The organism is Brachyspira hampsonii (assembly GCF_002214805.1).
Classification (GTDB): Bacteria; Spirochaetota; Brachyspiria; order Brachyspirales; family Brachyspiraceae; genus Brachyspira; species Brachyspira hampsonii.
Genome location: NZ_CP019914.1, coordinates 579,224 through 595,988, shown reverse-complemented (window position 1 = coordinate 595,988; position 16,765 = coordinate 579,224). Strand labels below are relative to the sequence as shown.

The 16,765-nt window shown below is 29.6% G+C and carries 12 protein-coding genes; 5 read left to right on the top strand and 7 right to left on the bottom strand.

All coding sequences use genetic code 11. The features are described 5' to 3' along the window. Positions 1–33 precede the first annotated feature (33 nt). The 3 genes from BHAMNSH16_RS02365 (at position 34) to BHAMNSH16_RS02355 (ending at position 3,850) form a co-directional block, all read left to right on the top strand. Complete coding sequence (locus BHAMNSH16_RS02365; protein WP_008728540.1) at positions 34–1,524, top strand: hypothetical protein; 1,491 nt, start codon at positions 34–36, stop codon at positions 1,522–1,524. A 140-nt stretch (positions 1,525–1,664) separates the two neighbouring features. After that, a complete protein-coding gene (locus BHAMNSH16_RS02360) occupies positions 1,665–3,347 on the top strand; it encodes a hypothetical protein (RefSeq protein WP_008728541.1) in 1,683 nt (560 codons plus the stop codon). A 125-nt stretch (positions 3,348–3,472) separates the two neighbouring features. Next, entirely contained in the window at positions 3,473–3,850 is a 378-nt protein-coding gene (locus BHAMNSH16_RS02355; protein ID WP_008728543.1) for a hypothetical protein, read from the top strand. 71 nt (positions 3,851–3,921) lie between these two features. Here BHAMNSH16_RS02355 and secA read toward each other — a convergent pair whose 3' ends face one another. The 6 genes from secA to mrdA all read right to left on the bottom strand — a co-directional run bounded on the left by secA (position 3,922) and on the right by mrdA (position 13,393). Further along, complete coding sequence (secA, locus tag BHAMNSH16_RS02350; RefSeq protein WP_008728544.1) at positions 3,922–6,864, bottom strand: preprotein translocase subunit SecA; 2,943 nt, start codon at positions 6,862–6,864, stop codon at positions 3,922–3,924. Positions 6,865–7,194: 330 nt separating this feature from the next. Beyond that, positions 7,195–7,920, bottom strand: coding sequence for a periplasmic-type flagellar collar protein FlbB (locus BHAMNSH16_RS02345; protein WP_008728545.1), 726 nt, complete (start codon positions 7,918–7,920; stop codon positions 7,195–7,197). A 227-nt stretch (positions 7,921–8,147) separates the two neighbouring features. Next, positions 8,148–8,765, bottom strand: a complete 618-nt coding sequence (locus BHAMNSH16_RS02340; protein WP_008728546.1) for an acetate uptake transporter — start codon at positions 8,763–8,765, stop codon at positions 8,148–8,150. A 158-nt stretch (positions 8,766–8,923) separates the two neighbouring features. Next, the gene (locus BHAMNSH16_RS02335; protein ID WP_008728547.1) at positions 8,924–10,075 is read right to left on the bottom strand and encodes a fused response regulator/phosphatase; all 1,152 of its coding nucleotides are present in this window, start codon (positions 10,073–10,075) and stop codon (positions 8,924–8,926) included. 11 nt (positions 10,076–10,086) lie between these two features. Beyond that, positions 10,087–11,403 carry an FtsW/RodA/SpoVE family cell cycle protein gene (locus tag BHAMNSH16_RS02330; protein ID WP_008728548.1) on the bottom strand — a complete coding sequence of 439 codons (1,317 nt, stop codon included), beginning with the start codon at positions 11,401–11,403 and terminating at the stop codon, positions 10,087–10,089. Beyond that, a complete protein-coding gene (gene mrdA, locus BHAMNSH16_RS02325; protein WP_069731709.1) occupies positions 11,396–13,393 on the bottom strand; it encodes a penicillin-binding protein 2 in 1,998 nt (665 codons plus the stop codon). The genes BHAMNSH16_RS02330 and mrdA overlap by 8 nt, the downstream gene beginning before the upstream one ends. A gap of 330 nt (positions 13,394–13,723) precedes the next feature. On the opposite strand from mrdA, the gene gatC reads away from it, so the two are divergent. Then, complete coding sequence (gene gatC / locus BHAMNSH16_RS02320; protein ID WP_008728550.1) at positions 13,724–14,047, top strand: Asp-tRNA(Asn)/Glu-tRNA(Gln) amidotransferase subunit GatC; 324 nt, start codon at positions 13,724–13,726, stop codon at positions 14,045–14,047. A 36-nt stretch (positions 14,048–14,083) separates the two neighbouring features. Continuing rightward, positions 14,084–14,815, top strand: coding sequence for a signal peptidase I (gene lepB / locus BHAMNSH16_RS02315; protein WP_008728551.1), 732 nt, complete (start codon positions 14,084–14,086; stop codon positions 14,813–14,815). 48 nt (positions 14,816–14,863) lie between these two features. On the opposite strand, the gene BHAMNSH16_RS02310 is transcribed toward lepB, so the two are convergent. Next, the gene (locus tag BHAMNSH16_RS02310) at positions 14,864–16,621 is read right to left on the bottom strand and encodes a hypothetical protein (protein ID WP_008728552.1); all 1,758 of its coding nucleotides are present in this window, start codon (positions 16,619–16,621) and stop codon (positions 14,864–14,866) included. Positions 16,622–16,765 lie beyond the last annotated feature (144 nt).

Sequence of the window (16,765 nt, the reverse complement as noted above, 5' to 3'; positions counted from 1 at the left end):
TCCGCTTAATTTTATAATAAACGAGAAATTTTTATGAAAAAGATTTATTTATTATTTTTAGTAATAATATCTATATTTATGATGTCTTGCGGAGGGCATTTCTTTAACCCTAGGTATTATTATAACAAAAGCAGTTCTATAGCTTCATCAGAACAAGGCGGAGGGGATATAGATTTAGGAGATGAAAATTTATCACCTGAACAAGATCCTTTTAACCCTAGCTATCAAGGTGATGGATATTATGGCTGGAATGATAAAAATTATATTTTTGACGGCAGTGTTATAGATCAATGGTTTATGAAAGTTAATTTTGGAAGCGGAAATGTACCTGAATACAGATTCTTTATTCCAACAGACGGCAGAGTATGGGTACAAGGAGATGCACTAAAAAATGAATTCTCATTTGATGCTTCTCCTGATGGAAATAAGGTAACTTCTCCAGTAACAGTATCTATATCGGATATGGTGGTATACAAATATGTAAGTAAAAATCCTTTGCTTGATGCTAATGGAAGTTATAATTCTTCTTCTAGGCTAGAAAGATTTATATTTATGAAAATTGATGGTGAAGCAGCAGGCGTTCCTATGAATAACTATCTTATAGCAGTGGATAAGTATTCTAAATTTATTTTTGCTTATGCTAAGATAACTAACACAGGCTCTACATTTGGACAAAAATATCCTACTGCGTTTGATGCTATAGAAAAATATGCAGAGAAAAGAAAATTTTATGAATATGATCCTATAGGTTTTGTTCATGAAGATGGTTCGGTTACTTTATTTGATGAATATAAAAGTGAAATGGCGTCAGGTGCCACAGATTATGTTCCTTCTGTGCATAAAACATCAGATGGAAAAGTTAGAGAATTGGCTACAAGAAATAATCCTGGCCGTTCTCCATATTTAAATATGAATGAAGAAGGTAATAGGGTTTCTATTGTAGTGTCTTCAAAATCTGTTGAAAATATAAGCGTAAAAAGTTACTATAAAAAAACATTTTTTCATAGTTGGGAATTAAAACCAGAAGGCTATTTTGTATATGCTACAAGAGCTTCTATATATGAAGATTCAACATCAAAAGTATTTGAGATGCTTGGTAATTATGGTGAAGGTAAAGAATTGGGATTTGGAGCAATGCCAAATAGCATTATAACAATAGAAAATAATAGCAGTATTCAATCTGATGGAAGCATTAAATATGCTGTGTCAGATATTGATAAAGCTAAATGTTATATTGATATTGATACTAAATTTATTAAATATAATTGGCTATCTGGTTTCCCTGATTATTCAGGAACAGTTACTCATATATCTGAATATGATAATTCTTTATTAACTTTATCATATAATGGAGCAACTAAAACTGTTAAAGTAGACAGCAAGCAAGATAAAGTTGTGTCTTGTACTCCTGACACATTTACTTTGAATAAAGGAGAAACTAAAGATATAGTTGTCAAATATCAAGATTATAATGATAATAGAACAGAAGAATGGTCTGTTACTTATTCTATAAAAATAGAATAAGTATAGACAAATTATAATAAACTGTAAAGCTATAATAATATGGTTTTACAGTTTATTAATTTAAATTTTGCGTAGGTATAGTTATTTAATTATAGTCAATATGCTTGAAAGTGGTATTTTGCTATATAAGGAGATATATTATGAAAAAAACTTATTTATTATTTTTAGTAATAATATCTATGTTTATGATGTCTTGCGGAGGTCATTTCTTTAACCCTAGGTATTATTATAACAAATCAAGTTCTAGTTCTTTATCGCAGTCTCTTGACACTGGTCCAGAAAAACTTCCGGAGCAAGTTGCAGCTGATGAAGATCCGTTTAAACTTCCTGAAGAATATAATAGCCCTAATTATCAGTTTTCTGCAGATAAATTTAAAGATTGGCTATTTAAAGCGAGTTTTCAGGGAGATAAACTTCCTATATATAATTTCTTTAATGATAATACTAGAAATTGGATACCCGGAGGCTCAGATTGGAATGGTATATCAGCAGAATACTATGACGGTAAAGATGGAGAAACTTATGCTGAAAGCGGACCTTTAACTGTAAATATTACTGAGTTAAAAGTATATAGATATGCAGGAGAAAATCCTCTTTACAGCAGTTTAGGATATTTGCCTGGAAGAATGGATAGATTTAATTTTTATTCTATAAATGGTAATGCTTCTGTAGCTGCATTAAAACAATATTTGATAGCGGTTGATACTTATTCTAAGTTTATATTTGCTTTTGGAGCCATTACTTCCACAACTTCTATTATGGGTGATAAAGTACCTACTGCTTTTGAAGCTGTAGAAAGATATGGGGATAAAAAAGCCTTTTATGAATATGACCCTATAGGTTATGTTACAGAAAGCGGTTCTGTTATTTTATATGAGCATTACAAAACCGAGTTTACATCTGCGCCTACTTCTTATATGCCTAAAGATCATAACTTTGACAAAATGGCACAGCCTACTCCTACAGGACAGGGTTATTCTCCTTATAGACCTTTAAATGCATCATCTACAGATCCTGCTTCACCAGAAGATCAATCAACTTTTAAGGTTAATATAAATAAAATAAAATCTAGTTATCAGCAATTTGAATATCGTGATTATTCAGGATATATGGTTGATGGAACATCAGCAATAGATTTAAATTTATGGAAAAGCGGTAATTACAGCGGTCTTAGTCTTAAATCATATTCTTATACTTTTATAGACAATGGTGCAGAAGCTCCAAAAATAAAATTTGTAGAAGAAACATATAATGATGCTTCTGCTAGAGAAGAAAAAACATATCAAGTTAAAACTATAACTTCTAAATATAAGGCTATATATGAAAATATTTCTAATCCTGGAGACACTGTTATAGTTTCATTAGTTAAAGTAAATAACAAAGATACAATATCTTTTGATGGCACTTCATTAGACCCAGACTTTAAAGATTATGGTCCTATATTTACAGACAGAGTTATTGGAGCAACATTTAAAGGTGTAGATACAGATTCTATGAGAAATCTTGTATATAAATTTAATAATGATGGAACTGAGTTTACCTTGACTTATGAAGAGGAATATTGGGAATGGTTTGAATATAAATGGAGGACTAGATCATTTACATATACATTAAGCAGATTCGATAATACTCAAGAAAATAATTATAGAGCTGCTTATGGTGTTCCTAGCGGTACTTCTGGAACTGTAGGTGATATTAGGCATGGATGGGTAGTTTTTGAAAATGATAATGATAATATTATAAAAGTAAGTAAAAGTTATGGAACAATATTAACACCTGGTTCAGGCTCTTCATACGGATATGAGGCTAATAGGCAGCCATAATTGATAATTAATTTATAATAAATAGCGGGGAGAAGATGAAAAACTCTCTCCGCTTTTTAAATTACTGTTTACAAAAATTATATTTCTTATATAATATATACTATATAATGTTAGGATAAATAAAAATGATTAAAAAAATTACTTTATTACTTATATCTTTGTTTATATTTTCATGTACTTCTTCTTTAGGAAGTACTGGAATTAAGTTTAAAGACAGAAATGGTACTTATCAGGATACTTCTAAAAATATTACAGTAACTGTAACAGAAGCAGATAATCAAAATTTAACTGTTAGTGTTTTAAGTGTAGATGGTACCTCTCTTAATGATACTTATGATATTACATCCGCAGTAACTACAGGAAATTTTACTCTTACATCAAAAAATAATAAAGATTACACTTATATAATTAATTTTTATGGAAATACTAGTGTAGTTTTTAGTGTTAGAAAAGGTCCAAAATATCTTATAAATAATCAGGAATTAAAAAATAATAGTAAATAAAAAATAAGGTATATATAAAAATCGATTATATATACCTTTTATTTTTTGCATTAATTATTTGTTTCTTTTACTCATTGCGGATTGTCTTTTCCATGACAATGTTTATATTTTTTACCGCTTCCGCAAGGGCAAGGATCATTTCTTCCTATTTTTTGAGTCATTTTCACATTAGCCTGTGCGTTTTTTATTTTGCTTTGGATGTTTTGATTATTATTACCATTCATAGCACTAGCACTGCTTTTCTCTTCAACTCCTCCGTCAAAAGCACTTTCTCTCTCCATAGCATCAAATGAATTAGGTATAATACGAACTCTCATAATTAAGTTTACAAGCTCAGTATGTATTGCATTCATAGTAGCAACAAACATTTTATAGCCTTCAAGTTTATATTCAGTAAGAGGGTTTTTTTCAGCATATCCTCTAAGTCCTATACCTTCCCTTAAACTATCCATAGCAAATAGATGATCTTTCCACCTATTATCTATTATTGATAGGAATATATTTTTTTCTACTTCTCTGAATATTTTTTCATTTACTTCCAAAGATTTTTTTCTGTATGCTTCTAAAAGCAGATTAGTAAGATTTTTTACAGCATTATCAACACCGCCTTCTACTGCTTTATTGGCAGCATCTTCATCTATCGCTATTAAATAACTATTAAGCCATTTAGTTACTTCCAAAGGATCAACATGTTTTTTATTATCGCTTATATCTTTAATAGTTTCTTCAGTTACTTCGGATATGATTTCTTCTACTCTAGGAGATATATCATCAGAGTAAAGTATATAATCTCTTTCTCCGTAAACTGCCATACGCTGCTGATTCATAACATCATCATACTCAAGTAAATGCTTTCTTATATCAAAGTTTCTGCCTTCAACTTTTCTCTGAGCATTTTCTATGGATTTATTAAGCCATTTATGACCAAGTTCTTCTTCTTCACCCATTCCCATAGCAAGCATCATTCTTGACACTCTCTCACCGCCGAATAAACGCATTAAATCATCTTCAAGCGATAAGAAAAATACGCTAAGTCCCGGATCCCCCTGTCTTCCGCTTCTTCCTCTAAGCTGATTGTCAATTCTCCTTGCCTCATGTCTCTCGCTTCCTATAACATGCAAACCGCCGGCTGCAAGAACTTTTTCTTTGTCTATTTTAGATTTTTCATTTATCTGAATAATTCTGTCAATTTTTTCTATCATTTCATCAGCATTATTTTTTTGAGCCAATTCTTTAGCTTCATCTATTTTTCCGGCAATAACACTTCTTACAAATGCCTCTTTATAAAGGTCTATTGCTTTAACTTTTTTTGTTAATTCTTCTTTTTTGTAAGGATCTCTATCTTTGAATGCTTTATCTCTCATAAGTACAAGTATCTGCTCTATTTCAGCTACACCTTTAGCAACAGGATTTCCTCCAAGTACAATATCCGTACCGCGTCCTGCCATGTTTGTAGCAAGAGTAACTGCTCCCGGTTCTCCAGCCTGTGCTATTATTTGAGCCTCTCTTGAGTGGTTTTTAGCATTTAATACTTCATGATTAATTTTATGCCTTTTGAATACTTTAGAAAGCTCTTCGTTCATTTCTACTGATACCGTACCTACAAGTGCAGGTTTTCCAGCATCTTGAAGTTCTTTTATATATTTTGCTAATGCTTCAAATTTAGCCTTTTTAGTTCTGTATATTTTATCTGATAAATCCTGCCTTGCTATAGGTTTATTAGTAGGAATAACAGCCACATCCAATTTATATATTTTATAAAACTCTTCAGCTTCTGTTTCTGCCGTACCTGTCATACCGGAAAGTTTAGGATACATTCTAAAATAGTTTTGGAATGTTATTGTAGCATAAGTTTGGGATTCATTTTGTATAGCAACTTTTTCTTTAGCTTCTATTGCTTGGTGAAGTCCGTCACTGTATCTTCTGCCTTCAAGTACGCGTCCTGTAAACTCATCTACAATCAAAACTTCTCCGTCTGTAACCATATAGTCAACATCTTTTTTGAATACTTTATGAGCTTTTAAAGCCTGATTAACATGGTGAACTATAGTGCTGCTTTGAGCCCCATATAAATTTTCTACATTAAGGAGTTTTTCTACTTTATGTACGCCTTCTTCTGTGAGGTATACATTTTTATCTTTTTCATCAAGCACATAATCACCAGTGCCTGCCACCTCACGCATTCTCTCATCTACTTCAGCCTGCTTAAGCATAGGTATTATTCTGTCAATCTCATAATACATTTTTATATTTTTCTCAGCTGGTCCTGATATTATAAGGGGAGTTCTAGCTTCGTCTATTAAAATACTGTCTACCTCATCCACTATGGCAAAATAGAATTTCCTTTGAACTTTATCCTCTTTTCTTGTAACCATATTGTCTCTTAAATAATCGAATCCGAACTCATTATTAGTACCGTAAACAACATCGCAGTTATAAACAGCTCTTCTTTCTGGGGAATGAGGTCTAGTATTATCAAGTATGCCTACCGATATTCCTAACATAGAGTATATAGGAGTCATCCATTCAGCATCCCTTTTAGCAAGATAATCGTTTACTGTAACTACATGTACTCCAAGCCCTGTTAAAGCATTAAGGTACACCGCAAGAGTGGCAACAAGTGTTTTACCTTCTCCTGTTTTCATTTCAGCAATTCTTCCTTGATGAAGTACAGCTCCTCCCATCACTTGAACATCAAAGTGTCTCATTCCTGTAGTTCTTATACTAGCTTCCCTTACAACAGCAAATGCCTCTGGTAATATTGCATCTAATATATCTTGAAGTTTTTTCTTGTTTTCTTCTTTGCTTAAATCTAATTCTTCTGTTTTGCAGCCTATATGCTTTTCTACTCTTTCTCTGAATTCTTTTGTTTTATTTGTAAGTTCTTCATTACTTAATTTCTTTATTTCTTCTTCAAATGTTAATGTTTTTTCTGCTATAGGTTTTAATATTTTAGCGTCATTTTGTTCTTTAGAGCCGAATATTAATTTAAATACTAAGTCCATTGCTCCCATTAGTAATAAACTCCTTAAAATCTAATATCATGTAGAATGTTTTTTTATTAAAACTTAATAATAACATAAAATGTAAATATAATAAAGTAGAAAATTATCATTTATATACTTATAATCTAAATTATATAAATAATTCTAAGCATCATATATAAAAAATTAATAAATCTTTCTTTGCCGTTTAAGAAAGATTTAAATATGGTTTTATAAGAAAATTATTATTATAAGTTAATCTTTTGCAATATTTATAATGCTTTCTAATTACAATTATATTAAAAAAGCTATTCCTAAAAATATTTAAGAATAGCTTATTATTTTTTGATTATGAAACTTTTATGCTCCCATATCCATTATGCCTTCATTAAGCATAGCATCATTATTCATCTCATCAGGTAAATAATTAGGGAAGTCATTAGGTGAAGAAGGCACTGTATTATTTCCCGGATTAGATCTTGCTTCATATTTTTCTAATATTCTAGCAGCTACATTTGGATCCATTAAACTTAAAAGATAAGAAGTTGTACTGTTTCTTCCTTCAGCAGCAGCTATGGAATCCATTTCTAATAATACATCTATAATTAAATCATCAGAACCATTTGCAGCCAACTGATTAAGTAATGCCACAGAGTTTTGAGGCGGCATACTATTGATTTTATTTGCCAAATCTGTTAATACTAATTGATACTGAGAAGATTCGTCCATAGTAGCCTGATAATTAGACCAAGCATTTAAAAGATTTTGTCTGTCCTGTTCTATCAATTCAGATTGAGTATTCAATTCTATTGCTCTGCTTGCTATTAAAGATTCCTGAGCCTGCAAATCTTTTTCTCTTAAATTGAATGATTCTCTCATTTTATTTAAGTCTTCTCTTGCCAAAAGAGCCATGTCTTCTACTCTTGGTTTTTGAGTGAATCTTGTTAAGAATCCTGGTACATTTGGTGCTATCTTATTACGCATTAAAGTATAATAATTAACTACACCGAATATATCAAACATATATAATAGTGCTATAAATGCTATTAAGTTTACTATAGTTAAAATTCCTATTTTTAATTTCATAACCTTTAATCACCTTATTGCAATAGATAAATATATAATAACATAATATAGAAAAAACAATAATATGTCAACTAATATTTTGTTATCATAATTATTATCGTAATAATAAAATATTTAGTTATCATATTTTTTTATTTTAACTATTAAAAATTATTTTTTATTTATTCTTTTTAATAAAAAAGGGACTATATTTTAATATAGCCCCCTATATTTAATCATCAATAATTTTAAGCTTGTTTTTTAAATATTCCTAAAGGTTTTCCTACAGGAAGTACAACTCTTCCTAAATTTTTATTTAATACTCCGGCAGCAGCACCATAGAAACCCAATAATCCTGCCACAAGTTCAGATATACCAGCTACAATCTGAGTTTCTTTTACAGCTATTCCTAAATAATTTAATGCCATAGCTACTAATAAAACATCTACAGCAACAAATATAAAGAATAAAACTTTATGAGCTTCAGCAGCACCGAAAGTTAAAGGTCCTACAAGGAATAAATAAGCTATACATACAACACCGAATTGTTTCATGTCAATAGAGTTTTTCATTGCTTCTCCGAATACTCCCAAAGTAGTAAGCCAAATGAATGCTACAGCTATCCAGAATAATCCGAAAGAACCAAAAACAGTAGCTCCGAAAACATTGTCTTTTTTGAAATCAATAATAGCAGCAACAAATTGTGTTATACAGCCAAGAAATATAGCCCAAGGGATAAGTCCTGGAAATCCTGATGTAAGCCCCAATTTTTGCGTGGAAGCTACAAATGTTATTACTGCAAGTCCGAATAAACCAAAAGGTGCCGGATCTGCAAGTGTTTGTGTTACTTTTACTTCATTGTTCATATAAATACTCCTATACTCTATTTATTAACTTAGTATAGAAAAATATTTTTACATGTCAAATAAATATGTAAATAATTTTGTTTTTTTTACAAAAAAAATATACTTATTGTGAATTTTTCTGTATTATATTAACAAATAATGTTTGATTTGTTTTTTTATCAGTTAGTTCTTCTTAGAATTATCATGCTTATATCATCTGATAATACATTATTTGAAAATGACTTTAATTCTTTTATTATATTGTCTTTTATTACATTAACATCTTTATGTGAATTTTTTATAAATATATTCTTTAATTCTTCATCTCCAAGCATTTTTCCTTCAGTATCAAATAGTTCATAAGCACCATCTGTAAATATAAATAATATATCATTATGATTCATTTTTATATGTGCTTCTTTATAATCGCTGTCTTCAGACATTCCAACCAATGGACCTTCTATATCAATATTTATAGCTGAATCTTTAGAATGATATATAGGTTTAGGCGATCCGCCGGATGAGCATATAAAATCTCCTGTAGTATTATTGTATATAGCATAAAATACAGAAGCAAATAGGCTTTTATCGAAATTTTCTTCTATAAAAAAATTGTTAAGTTCCTTTAAGAAATTAGCCGGAGATGTATTTTTTGAATTAGTTATTATATGTGAATCAAAAAAAGATTTTATTAGTATTGTAAGCATACTAGCTGCTACACCATGTCCTGATACATCTGCCAGAAGTATAGCATACCAACCGTCATTAATACTTTTTATTCCGCTGTAATCTCCTGAAACTTCATTAGGAGCATAATGATAAATAGATATATCATTTTTAGGTATTGAGGTATTTCCATAAGAAAGTATAGATTTCTGCAATTTTGATGCATATTCTATGTCCTGTTTTAACATATTCATATACATTATATTAGATTCTATAGCTTTTTTTAATCTTATATACGATTTTATTTTTGACAATAATATATCCGTATCTATTGATTTTGGAAAAAAACCATCAGCACCGCATTCATAAGCTTTAAGAAACTCCGATTTACTATTAGTTGCTGTTAGAAAAAGTATAGTTGTATTTTTAAGTATATTATCATTTTTTATATGCTGAGAGAGACGGAAAGCTCCCGCATTAGGAAGCATATAATCCACTAGTATACAATCAGGTATTTTATCGTATGACATATTAACGGCTTCTTTATAAGACAAAGCTATATATGATAAATATCCTGATTCTTTCAAAAAATTCTGAATAAATTTAGCATAATCTATATTAGAATCTGCTATTAAAATTTTTTCTGTTAAAATATTATTTTTCATACTAACAACTTCTAATGAACATACCTTCTTGCTTCTACATTAAATATTAACCCTATTGATATACAGAAAGTCCATATAGATGAACCTCCGCTGCTTATAAAAGGCAAAGTTAGACCTGTAATCGGCATCATTCCCACAACCATTCCTATATTAATGATAACATGGCATAAGAACATAGCTATTACTCCTGATACTATCAAGGCACCAAGTCTGTCTTTAGCATAATATGCAGCCATTGTTCCTCTTATAAATATGACAGCATAAGCCAAAACCACCAAAGAACTTCCTATAAATCCCCATTCTTCGCATATATTAGAAAATATAAAGTCATTTACTTGCTGAGGAATGAAATTTAATTGGGACTGACTTCCATTTAAAAAACCCTCTCCTAATAATCCTCCGCTTCCTACGGCTATAAGGGATTGAATAATATTATAACCGGAACTTAATCTAGTTAATTGCGGATTCATAAATACCAATAATCTTTGTTTTTGATATTCTTTTAATCCTATATCAAATATAAGAGCTGCTCCCATACATAAAAATAATACAAAGAAAGTAAATGATAATAAACTTACATATTTACTATTCATATAAAAATTTAATGTGATAAGAAGTATTGATACGAATAAAAATATTCCGGCTAAATATCCTATATATATTCTTTGTGAAAAGAAATTAAAAAGCATATTATCTATATCATCTGACATTCTTTTATATTCAAGAAACATAGGTATAGAAAGCCCTATAACTCCTATACTTATCAAAGCTATAATATATCTTGTAGGAACCCCTCCCACAAAAAGCATTATAAATACTATAAAACAATATACAAGCACAGTACCTAAATCCGGCTGAAGCAATACTAAACCTATAGGTATAGAAATAAATAGTCCTGCTAAAGCAAAATATTTTATTTCTTTTATTTTATCTCCTATTTGATCTAAATAACCGGCTAAGAATATGATAACAACTATTTTTCCGAACTCTGAAGGCTGCATACCGAATAACCAGCTGCTGCTGCCGTTTACAGTAGTTCCTACACCCGGTATTAAAACTAATATTAAAATTCCAAGCATTGGTATATATAATGACATTCTATGTTCTGCTAATTTAGTATAGTTTATAAACATACTGATGAATATTAGTACTATACCTGTTGCACAGAAGAATATAAACTTTAAAAACATCCAACTTGTTTTTCCTGATTCAGGAGAGTAGGTTGATGAATATACTGCAATAGCCCCTGCAGTCATTAAAAATATTACAGCTGCTAATATTTTCCAATCGAAGACAAATAGTTTTTTTAACTCTTTTTTATCACTCATATTTTATCCTCTCATCTTCTTGAGTTTTTTCTTCTTTTTGCTGTTCTCCGTCAATATTTTCTAAAGTTTCTCCATTTTCCTGAGCTTTCATTTGTTCTCTTGCAAGTCTGATTTGCTGATATATATACTGCATTCTAGCATATATAACATTTTTAGCCTCTAATGCGTTTTCGCCTCCTAATATAGAACGAAGCATTGCTGTAGCTATAGGACCTGCAGTAGTACCGCCGCCGCCGCCGCTATGTTCAAGCATAACTGTAACTGCTATCATATCATCAGTAGGTCTAGGATTATAAGGACCAAATATTGTAACCCAAGTATGGTCTTTACCCTGAGCATTTTGAGCAGTACCTGTTTTAGCTGCTAATTTAATATTAGGCGACCAAGCACCATTTCTAGCAGTACCGCCTGTTACAGCCATTCTCATACCTTCTTTTACTACTGTAAATATATTCTTATCTATATCTAATTTTTTGATTATTACTTTATCATTATTGTATATAACTTCGTCTGTCTGAGAACTTCTTATTTCCTTAACAACATGAGGTCTGTACATTACTCCGTCATTAATTATAGCGGAAGTAGACATATGAACTGCTATAGGTGTAGCAGACATATAACCTTGACCCATAACATACTGAATAGTGTCTCCATCCCACCAATACTCTCCGATTTTTCTTCTTTTCCAATCGGCACTAGGTACAACTCCGACTTTTTCTCCCGGTAAATCTATGCCTGTAATATCGCCAAATCCTAGCATTTCAGCATATCTTTTAATGAAATTAGGTCCTAATTCATAAGCTAAGTTATAGAAATATGTATTGCATGAATATTGTATGGCTTTATACATATTTACATAGCCATGCTGACCTGTGCATCTGTAGAATCTGTTTTCAAGAAGCATACCGCCGCCGCAGAATCTTGTTGTATTAACGCCTATTCTTTTTTCATTTAATGCCCCTACAGCAGTTACCAATTTGAATGTAGAACCCGGAGGATATCTTCCTCTTATGGCTTTATTCCAGAATGGATTAGCAGGGTTATTTATAAGTTCAGCATATTTCTGCCTGTCTATTTTACCTATAAAGATGTTTGGATCATACCAAGGAGAGCTTACCATAGCCAATATTTCACCTGTTGTAGGTTTTGATACTATTATAGTTCCTACTTGTCCTCTTATTAAATCTTCTGCATCTTTCTGAATTTTAGAATCTATACTTAATATGAGTTTTTTTCCCGGTATTGGTTTTCCTATGGCAGGTGTTATAGTCTCTTTTACTCTGTTTCTTGAGTCTACTATCCACTGTTCATAACCATCTATACCTCTAAGCTCTTTATCATAGAACTGTTCAACACCTTCTTTACCTATAACACTGTTTCTTCTGTATCCATCTGCCTGCTTGCTTTCAAATTCTTCCTGAGATATGTTGCCGATATATCCTAGTACATGCGTCATAGTTTCTCCAAGAGGATAGTGTCTTATAGATTTACTTCCATAATATACTCCCGGATATTCTTCAGATCTTTCAGCCAAATAACTCATTTGAGACATTGATATATTTTCTGATATTTCTACTGATTCATAGCTGTTTTTTGAAACTTTTTCTAAACTTGATTTTATATGTCCTAAATCTATATTAAATACTTTAGATACTCTGTATAATAATTCTTCTCTTTCAAAATAATTTTTAGGCAAATAAACAGGGATCATATACATTGTGTATGTTTTGATATTTTCTGCTACTATAACGCCATTTCTATCATAAATTTCGCCTCTATAAGCATCTATAGGTATTATTTGCTCTTTATTGTTTCTAGCTAAGCTGTCATAATGTTCATTTTGTATTATTTGTAAATAGAACAGCCTTATTAATAATAATGCAGCAACTAATATTGATATTATAAATACAACTATTAGCCTTTTTCTATATTTAAAATCTTCACTTATTATTTTTTTATCTTTATTTAATTCTATTTCCAAAAAATTCATAAATAAACCTTTTACCTCTTAAGAATTATTATTAATACTGCAATATTATATTAACAAAAAAATTTTATCAATAGTATAAATAACGGTATTTTTTAGTATATTTTTTACTTCTTAATTTAATATTATGTTAATTAATTTTAAAAAAATGATACATTGTTTTATATAAAATTTAAATAGCTAAAATATAAAAATTATGTTTTTATTGTATATTTTAGTATTTTAATGAATAGAATTCTCTATATATCAATAAATTAAAAAAATATATAAACTATTGAAAAAATATTGATTATAGTATATTATTTTTGTAATTATAATTTTAAGGATATAATAATGACTACAGACAGAGAAGAATTAGAAGCTCTTTTATATCAAACAAGATTAAGAATAGAAGAAAATCAAAAAGATGAAATGTTAGATAGATTAAATAAAGATTTGGAATTCATAGAAGGATTATTTGAGGTTAATGTTGACGGCATTGATCCTTTATACCATGTTATAGATTTGCCTGAATATTTAAGAGAAGATGTTCAAGGTAATACATTAGATAATGAAGTAATAATGGACTTATGCAGAAGCGGTGAATACGGATATATTGTAGTTCCTGCTGTTCCTGCTGCTTTAGAAAATAGCGAACATCAAGCTAAAAAATCATAAAAAGTTATTTTTATTTACAGAGGTCATCAATTATAGATGAATTATTCTTATGACAGAGAAGAATTAAAAAAAGAAAAAATTAATGCACTCAAGTCTGTATTAAAACCTTTCATTTTTATATATTGCAGAAGCAATAGCCTGCTTTATAGGGTAGCTGCAAGATTGATATTAGGATTTATTATTGCTTTTGTTTTATTCGGTATTTTTACTTTATTTATAAGAATAGATAGAATGAAAAGTTCTACTATGATGAATACTATAGAACCTAATGAAATTATAATTACTTCTAAATTAAGATATGGTATTGCATTAAATCCTTTTGTATCATCTCTTACAGGAAAAACTATTGTTTTCTCAAGACCTAAAAGGGGAGACATAGTGTTTATGATAGATCCTAGAACGGAAAAGGAATTTTTTCTAAAAAGATTTGCTTCATATTTTGTATATTTTGTAACATTTGGAAATGTAAATATATCAAACACTAGATATTTAATAAAAAGAGTTGTAGGACTTCCAAATGAAACAATAGAAATAAGAGATAAGGTTGTTTATATAAACGGAGAAGTTTTGAATGAACCTTGGGCTAATGCAGAGTTTGACGGTAGAATATTAGATGCTGAAGTATCCTCAAGAGATAATTTTGGACCTTATATTATAGGCTATAATGAATATTTTGTGCTTTCTGATAATAGAGATTATGGTTATGACAGCAGAGATTTTGGGAATGTTCATTTTTCTAATATAGACGGAAAAGTTATATCTAAATAAAAAATATTTCTAAATTAATATATTTACTTAGAATTTTATTAATTGTAATCATATATTAAATGTATAATGCGTAACTGCCTCATCGGGTAGAAAATAATCATTGCCTTTATCTTTAATAATTTTTATCATGTCAGCCATAGCTTTATAATATAGAAAATAATAATCATATTTTTTAAAATCAGAAATAGAAGAGTTTAAAAGCAGATTATAATATTTCTCTGCAAGATTTAAAGCCGTTTCATATTGATTGTTTAATTTAAATTGTTTGTCATAATCAATCAAACGAACTATTTTATTATTGAAAGTAAATAAATCAGTTCCTCCACTTTCCCATCCTATAGCAGAAGTTATCTCATTATTAGGAACAATATTAGCCCAGTCGGATTCTTTGGCTTTATCCGGAGGCACTGAAGAGACTTGTAATTGATAATAACCAGATTTTTTAATATGTTCTTCTGTAACAGTGAAGTTAGTTTCAAATCTATCAACGGTTTCCATAATCTCTTTTATTGGAGGTATAGGATAAGTGCTGTTAAAAGTCCTATAGTATTTGCCGTTTAATTCTGTATATGAAGGTTCTAAAGGAGTTCCGTATTCTTCTGATTCATATCCTCCTACTATATCAATTTTATCACGATTAGCATCATAATAATAATTATCAAGTTTACTTACATCTATTGTTTTTTCTTCTTTCCAATTTATACCGTCTTCTGTTGACCATACTCCGTCTTTCTCGCTAAAATTTTTATCTTTTACTTCTTTCCAATATCCGCCTTTATACTCATAATGCGAAGATATTCCTCCATATATATATACTTTGTCTAATTTATTTCTATCATATTTTATAAGAAACTGCTGTCTTTTTTCTGGAAAAGGGAATTCATGTTTATCCCAATTATTATTATTTAGAGTGTCTTTTGTAATATCAACAGTATAGTAGTTTTTTGAATCACATGTATATTGAGAGGCTTGAGGGTCTCTATATCCGCGAAGATTATCATCAGCAAATGACTTTTGACCTGTAATAAATAATTTGCCTTTAATATAAAATAAAGCAGAAAAGTCTAAAGTTTCCATGCCATGTACACCCTGTACACCTAGCTCATAATTATCTGGACCTGGAATATAATAATCTGCTTTTTCTATTTCATTAGCAGAATCAGACCAATTTATAAGACTTTGAGATTCTCTATATACTGCATAAATAATTAAGTTTCCATAGCATGCAAAGTTATAATAAGGAGGCGGATTAGTATTATAAAAATTTGCTCTATCTAATCTGTATGGATATTTAGGAAAATTAAAAGTTTTTTGTCTTGCCTTTGATGAAGGTATTGTTACTTTATCTGATTCTATAACTAATTTTTTTGAGTTTAAATTTCTCCAATATTCAGTATTTTCTAAATTATCAGCTAATGATAAACTATGAATTTTAATTATTGTACTTCCGTCATTATTAATTTTTAGTAATGCCCCTTTTGCTGAAGGAGTAAGTTTTTTAGTGTTAGGGTTATATTGATATTCATTAGTAGCTAAAACATACCATTCGTTTTGAAATTTGAATCTTCTTCCGTAACCCCCAAAAACAGTACCATTTGCAACTATTTCAGGGTTTATTTCTATATAGCTTTCCTCTATATTTTCTGGAGGTATAGGCGAAGGTACTATATAATCAGGCATTTCTCCTGAAACAGGAAACTTCGTAGGAGGCGGTATAATAGAGGGACTCAATAAATTTATTTTTTTGCATGAAATTATTAAAACTATAAAAAGCAAAGATATAATGAAATAAACTTTATTTTTCAATATAAAAAATCCTCAAACTAAATACTATGATTTTATAAAAACAATAGAATTTAATTAAAATCTAGCTTTATTCTATAATAAAATATATATTTTTCAAGAATACAATTAATTTAAAAGTTATTATTAATAAAATACGCATTATAG

What these genes read in the sequence shown, in the direction of transcription:
- BHAMNSH16_RS02365 (WP_008728540.1), top strand. Translation starts at nt 34, where the DNA reads ATGAAAAAGATTTATTTATTATTTTTAGTAATAATATCTATATTTATG.
- BHAMNSH16_RS02360 (WP_008728541.1), top strand. Translation starts at nt 1,665, where the DNA reads ATGAAAAAAACTTATTTATTATTTTTAGTAATAATATCTATGTTTATG.
- BHAMNSH16_RS02355 (WP_008728543.1), top strand. Translation starts at nt 3,473, where the DNA reads ATGATTAAAAAAATTACTTTATTACTTATATCTTTGTTTATATTTTCA.
- secA (WP_008728544.1), bottom strand. Translation starts at nt 6,864, where the DNA reads ATGGGAGCAATGGACTTAGTATTTAAATTAATATTCGGCTCTAAAGAA.
- BHAMNSH16_RS02345 (WP_008728545.1), bottom strand. Translation starts at nt 7,920, where the DNA reads ATGAAATTAAAAATAGGAATTTTAACTATAGTAAACTTAATAGCATTT.
- BHAMNSH16_RS02340 (WP_008728546.1), bottom strand. Translation starts at nt 8,765, where the DNA reads ATGAACAATGAAGTAAAAGTAACACAAACACTTGCAGATCCGGCACCT.
- BHAMNSH16_RS02335 (WP_008728547.1), bottom strand. Translation starts at nt 10,075, where the DNA reads ATGAAAAATAATATTTTAACAGAAAAAATTTTAATAGCAGATTCTAAT.
- BHAMNSH16_RS02330 (WP_008728548.1), bottom strand. Translation starts at nt 11,403, where the DNA reads ATGAGTGATAAAAAAGAGTTAAAAAAACTATTTGTCTTCGATTGGAAA.
- mrdA (WP_069731709.1), bottom strand. Translation starts at nt 13,393, where the DNA reads ATGAATTTTTTGGAAATAGAATTAAATAAAGATAAAAAAATAATAAGT.
- gatC (WP_008728550.1), top strand. Translation starts at nt 13,724, where the DNA reads ATGACTACAGACAGAGAAGAATTAGAAGCTCTTTTATATCAAACAAGA.
- lepB (WP_008728551.1), top strand. Translation starts at nt 14,084, where the DNA reads ATGAATTATTCTTATGACAGAGAAGAATTAAAAAAAGAAAAAATTAAT.